This is a genomic window from uncultured Sulfitobacter sp., from assembly GCF_947499945.1.
Lineage (GTDB): Bacteria > Pseudomonadota > Alphaproteobacteria > Rhodobacterales > Rhodobacteraceae > Sulfitobacter.
The window spans coordinates 1-4,690 of sequence record NZ_CANMQD010000017.1; the positions used below are offsets into that span (position 1 = coordinate 1).

The 4,690-nt window shown below is 52.5% G+C and carries 7 protein-coding genes; 3 read left to right on the top strand and 4 right to left on the bottom strand.

Going from position 1 to position 4,690, the window contains the following annotated elements; genetic code table 11:
- Nucleotides 1-62 precede the first annotated feature (62 nt).
- Nucleotides 63-434: a hypothetical protein gene (locus Q0775_RS19870; RefSeq protein ID WP_298865366.1), complete on the bottom strand. Its 372-nt coding sequence runs from the start codon at nt 432-434 to the stop codon at nt 63-65.
- A 207-nt stretch (nt 435-641) separates the two neighbouring features.
- Between Q0775_RS19870 and Q0775_RS19875 the strand changes: the two genes are divergently transcribed.
- Nucleotides 642-1,385 (top strand): hypothetical protein, encoded by a 744-nt coding sequence (locus tag Q0775_RS19875; protein ID WP_298865369.1) that lies wholly within the window; start codon nt 642-644, stop codon nt 1,383-1,385.
- A gap of 45 nt (nt 1,386-1,430) precedes the next feature.
- Here Q0775_RS19875 and Q0775_RS19880 read toward each other — a convergent pair whose 3' ends face one another.
- From Q0775_RS19880 to Q0775_RS19890, 3 genes are all read right to left on the bottom strand, one after another.
- A complete protein-coding gene (locus Q0775_RS19880) occupies nt 1,431-1,730 on the bottom strand; it encodes a type II toxin-antitoxin system RelE/ParE family toxin (RefSeq protein WP_298865372.1) in 300 nt (99 codons plus the stop codon).
- Complete coding sequence (locus tag Q0775_RS19885) at nt 1,718-1,996, bottom strand: CopG family ribbon-helix-helix protein (protein WP_298865375.1); 279 nt, start codon at nt 1,994-1,996, stop codon at nt 1,718-1,720. The genes Q0775_RS19880 and Q0775_RS19885 overlap by 13 nt, the downstream gene beginning before the upstream one ends.
- A gap of 74 nt (nt 1,997-2,070) precedes the next feature.
- The gene (locus Q0775_RS19890; RefSeq protein WP_298865377.1) at nt 2,071-2,640 is read right to left on the bottom strand and encodes a hypothetical protein; all 570 of its coding nucleotides are present in this window, start codon (nt 2,638-2,640) and stop codon (nt 2,071-2,073) included.
- 197 nt (nt 2,641-2,837) lie between these two features.
- Here Q0775_RS19890 and Q0775_RS19895 point away from each other — a divergent pair, with 197 nt between their 5' ends.
- Together Q0775_RS19895 and Q0775_RS19900 are read left to right on the top strand one after the other, a co-directional pair.
- Nucleotides 2,838-3,431 carry an alpha-ketoglutarate-dependent dioxygenase AlkB gene (locus tag Q0775_RS19895; protein WP_298865379.1) on the top strand — a complete coding sequence of 198 codons (594 nt, stop codon included), beginning with the start codon at nt 2,838-2,840 and terminating at the stop codon, nt 3,429-3,431.
- Between the two features lie 227 nt (nt 3,432-3,658).
- Nucleotides 3,659-4,666 (top strand): replication initiator protein A, encoded by a 1,008-nt coding sequence (locus Q0775_RS19900; RefSeq protein ID WP_298865382.1) that lies wholly within the window; start codon nt 3,659-3,661, stop codon nt 4,664-4,666.
- The last annotated feature ends 24 nt before the right edge of the window (nt 4,667-4,690 follow it).

Here is a 4,690-nt window from a genome sequence, read left to right on the forward strand (position 1 = left end):
ACGCAGGAGCCGCCTTTGTCGCTTACTGTAAAAAGCAAGAGAGCTGGCGATGAGTGCGGCCTCTACCCTCCTGTAATACGCGCCCAGAAACCCTTCTTTCGGGCGCTCTGATCCTCGATCACAGCGGTGATCTTTTGGGCTTGTTCTTTCCAGCTATCACGGTCGGCTTTGGTTTCGTCCAGCATCTCGCGCAATAGTTCAACTTCACGCTCTAACGCGCTGGTTTCAATAGGTGTTTCACTTCGTAACATTGGTGGGGTTACGTCAGTTTCATTTGAAACGGCAGGCCAAACACGAAAAAGCTCCGCTGCATCGATGACCCACCCACCACCATCACGGGGATTTGCCGTCAACTTACCTTTTTTTATAGCTCTGGTGATAGTTGGTACGCTTTTCCCAACTTTCTTCGCCGCCTGTGATGCTGATAATTCCATGCCGTAACCCCACCCCTTTCACATCGTAACTTTTTTAGTATATGAAAGGGTAACACATTAACTCAGATCATAAAAGATTGTGCCTCACGCCGTCCACTGGATCATCGCAGACGACAGCCTGTCAGATTTCGATATTTGGGGTCTCCACCTGACAGGTTGCCGTCTGCGATGTAGGATTGCAAAAATTATAGTGTTCAAAGGTCTTTCATGCATAAGCCACAAGGTCGCCTAACCGACATATTCAGCCTGCCAGCAGATGAATCAGGGAAGCCTCGATCTGTCCTCATGCTGGACCAGCTTACCCATGTTCCAGAAACAGGGGATGTACTGCGGGTGGCAGACCGCAACCTGCACATTGCTCAAGTAGATGGACGGCGTACACGTAGTTGCTTGACGGGTTGGAAGCTGGCTGTCCGTGGCAGTGTTGGCGTATTAGTCAACGAGCCAACCGACGAGCTAAGACCGCTGGCACAGCATCCAAATCGACTATGGGTAACTTGGATACCAAAAGATGAATTGCCTTGGCATTTCAAAACAGATGATTTGCCTACGTTCACACGCTTGAACGAGGATTGGAACGCGCATCCGAACGATGTAGGCCTCAAGATTGAACAGAGGGGTCAAACGCTCTTGGCCCATATGAAGCCAAATCCCTATGTCTATCGCCAATACGAGAAAATACCCGAAATCACTGTTCGGTTCGAAGGCTGCGAGAGGTATCGCGTTACACCTGTAAATGATCATGGATGGTACGGCGGACAGTGCCGTTTCAGCGGGCTTGCACCGTCATGGGGAGAGTTCTACGAAATCTCAGGGAATACCCGAGACGACATGGACCCGACGCTTTGGGTCAAGATGGAAGGGGCTGGATCGCGCCATTTTCATTTCTATCTTCGAGATGAGGCACTCGAAGTCAAAGCACTAGATTGGTCGATGCAGTCAGCCTCTTAGGGAGCTAATTTACATCGGTTCGGAATGCTACAATGCTATCGCAGTCTACAAAGGTTGATAGCCAACCTCTTTCTGGTGCCGCACCGCGAGGACTACAGCAACGTCTTGCTGCAATCGGTAGAGCGCAACATAGCCGCTGGCGCCGAAGCTGATCGGCCATTCCTGAAACTCTGGGTCCATGTCATCAACAGGACGGCCGGCATCTGGATGGTCTGCAATGATTTGCATCCCATCACGGATCGCGCTTGCCGCACGTCTGGCAGCATCGGGGTTCTTCTCGGCAAGGAAACGATAGAGGCGCTGCACATCTGCCAGCGCCTCGGGCGACCAGATCAGTTGTGGCACTCAGGCGGCTCCTGATCGTCACCAGCGGCAAGCTGGGCCAGCCAAGTATCCGCCTCGGCATGTGTCACATGCAGCCCGGTCTCCTGATAGGCGTTCCAAGCGCGGATACCGTCCTGGCGGAACGCCTCGCGCTTTTCCTCGCGCTCGACGTATTGGGCAATCGCCTCGCGCATCATCCAATGCGGGGATCTATCCCGCGCCTCGGCGAGGACTTTCACGCGGCTGTGGACATCTTCGTCCAGCTTAACGGCAACGGGTGTTGGCATGGCTTTTCCTCCATAGGTATCACTTTATAATACCTATGGAGGAAAAGTATTACCAGAGCTTATCTGGGCAGGTATTACACACCGCGTTCAGCCATGCGCCTCAGCTCGTCAGAAATCTTCAGCTCCAAAGCAGCCCTGCGGCCCCTTGCCATAAGGTCGGCCTCGTCTGCGAAATCCAGAATAAACCCCGCGAGATGGCGCATTTCCATCAGGTCCTCCTCTGCAAACGGCAAGGGCTGTCCTTTGTTCTTCGCATCGTTCATCCGCTTGGCAATCTGCGTCACGTTGTTGCCAACCTTGTTCAGCGCCCCTTTCATGGATAGCAACGCCTCAGCCAGATTCGCATCGGGCATTGCCATGCCGCCCGTATTGCGGATCACGTTGCGCAGCGCTTCGCTGCGGTTACGGATGCCAGCCTCTTTCAGCTTGGCGTCAAACTGGGCGAGGTCAGCAGGTGAGACGCGGCACACGATCACTTCGGTCCTACTGCCTCTCTCGATCTGAATGTCCCGCATAAGCTGCGCACAGCGATAAACCGTGCGCACCGTGACGCCGTATTCGCGGGCAAGCACCTGCGGACGAACGCCTTCGCGCACCTTCTTGGCGATTGATTGGCGGGTTGTGTGATCGAGTCTACGGGTCATTTGTCACAAATGTCATACGTTGCTATTTCCTGCCACCCTCACACAACCGAAATGATGCTTTCTGAGGCTAACCGATGCAGAACACCTACAAAGCCGCCTGACAGCCCTCTCAGGGGCTCTCAGGGCCTAGAACCGCCTTGCGTTAACCAGCCATTAACCAAGATGCGGCCAACACCAGAGCCAAGGAGGCACCTCTCATGGCCACACAACTTTCATTTTTTCAAAATGAGTGGCCGAACGGGTTAACTTATCTCAAAAACTACATCTCTGAAAATAAGGCCGAGGAACTCGCCCGATTAATCGACGCAGCCCCTTGGCGTACAGATCTGAAGCGGCGAGTGCAGCACTACGGCTATCGCTACGATTACAAAGCGCGGCAGGCCCTAAGGGAGGATTACCTCGGGCCATTGCCCGAGTTGTTCCAGCAGATGGCGGAACGATTGACCGCAGAGGGCCATTTCCAAGCTGTTCCGGATCAAGTTATCATTAACGAATATAAGCCCGGACAGGGCATTTCAGCTCATATCGACTGCCAACCCTGCTTTGGAGCGACGATAGCTTCTCTGAGCCTCCTTTCGGCCTGTGTGATGCGGTTTGCGTCTCAGACCTATTCTCAGCAAATGGACTTACATCTCCAACCTGCGAGTTTGTTAGTTTTGAAGAATGATGCTCGGCATTTATGGACTCATGGCATTAAACCGCGAAAGAGCGATGTCATTGCTGGACAGAAACATCATCGCTCTCGCCGCATTTCACTGACATTCCGGACTATGAAGTTCAAAACTCTCTAGTGTTAATAGTGTTACCTACGGAGTAGTGTTACCAGCCTCAAAAACAGGCCTAACCTTTTGATCTAATAAATTTAACTTATCCACACGGTTCCGAAAGGCACGAACTTTGGTTCCGAAAGGCACGAACTTTGGTTCCGAAAGGCACGAACCGAAAACCCTTCAAAGTGGGTTCCTGATAGCACGAACTTTTCGGTTCCTGATAACACGAACATCGGTTAAGGTTCAGCATGGCCCTTTTACCTGACCGACACCCTCAAAAAGACTTCTTCATCCTCGATATCTCAGATGTCGTTCCAAAAGATGATACCGCCTCGATGGAACACCCCATGTTCTCATTGGCGACCAAGCCGGACATGCGTCATCTGCTCTACAAGAGCGGCGAGAATAGCCTTGAGATCATCCCGTCGAGTCTTGGCCTACCATCAATCAAGGACAAGGATATTCTCATCTTCTGCATCAGCCAGTTGATGCACCGAAAGAACCGTGGCGAGAAGATCGGCAAGCGCGTCAGATTCAGCGCCAGAGAGTTGATGATGGCAACTAACCGCAACACAGATGGTCGCGAATACAAGCGCGTTGAGAAGGCCTTTCAGCGCCTGCAAGGCACCCAGTTCAAAACCAGCATCCGCACTGGTAGCAAAAAGGAAGTCCGCATATTCAGCCTGATTGATGAAGGCGGATACGTAATGCGCGAAGAGGGCGAATGGCGGCTCGACTACTGCGAGGTCGTTCTGTCCGATTGGTTTATGCGCGCGATCGAAGCGAACGAAGTCGTTAGTATTTCAGAAGATTATTTCCGCCTCCGCCGACCACTAGAACGCCGTATCTACGAAATCGCACGCAAGCACTGTGGCAATCAAAAACGCTGGCATATCAAGCTTGCAAACCTTCAAGACAAGACAGGCAGCAACGCCCCTCTTAAGAAATTTAGGCTCAATATCCGCCAAATTATTGAGAACGATCACCTACCCTTCTACCAACTCGAATTGACTGCCGACGATCTTGTCATCTTCCGACCACGCCAAAACCGCATCACCACAATAGCCGACATTGCATTGCCCGAATGGGCCGAGGAAAAGGCACGAGAGATCGCACGGGAGAAGGGCTGGGACTACCATGCCCTGCGCGCAAACTGGGTGGACTTTGCGCAGGACGCTACAAGCAGGGGCAACCCACCACAAAACGCAGGAGCCGCCTTTGTCGCTTACTGTAAAAAGCAAGAGAGCTGGCGATGAGTGCGGCCTCTACCCTCCTGTAAT

Coding starts and splice junctions, on each gene's coding strand:
- Q0775_RS19885 (WP_298865375.1), bottom strand. CDS start 1,996: ATGCCAACACCCGTTGCCGTTAAGCTGGACGAAGATGTCCACAGCCGC.
- Q0775_RS19900 (WP_298865382.1), top strand. CDS start 3,659: ATGGCCCTTTTACCTGACCGACACCCTCAAAAAGACTTCTTCATCCTC.
- Q0775_RS19890 (WP_298865377.1), bottom strand. CDS start 2,640: ATGACCCGTAGACTCGATCACACAACCCGCCAATCAATCGCCAAGAAG.
- Q0775_RS19895 (WP_298865379.1), top strand. CDS start 2,838: ATGGCCACACAACTTTCATTTTTTCAAAATGAGTGGCCGAACGGGTTA.
- Q0775_RS19875 (WP_298865369.1), top strand. CDS start 642: ATGCATAAGCCACAAGGTCGCCTAACCGACATATTCAGCCTGCCAGCA.
- Q0775_RS19870 (WP_298865366.1), bottom strand. CDS start 434: ATGGAATTATCAGCATCACAGGCGGCGAAGAAAGTTGGGAAAAGCGTA.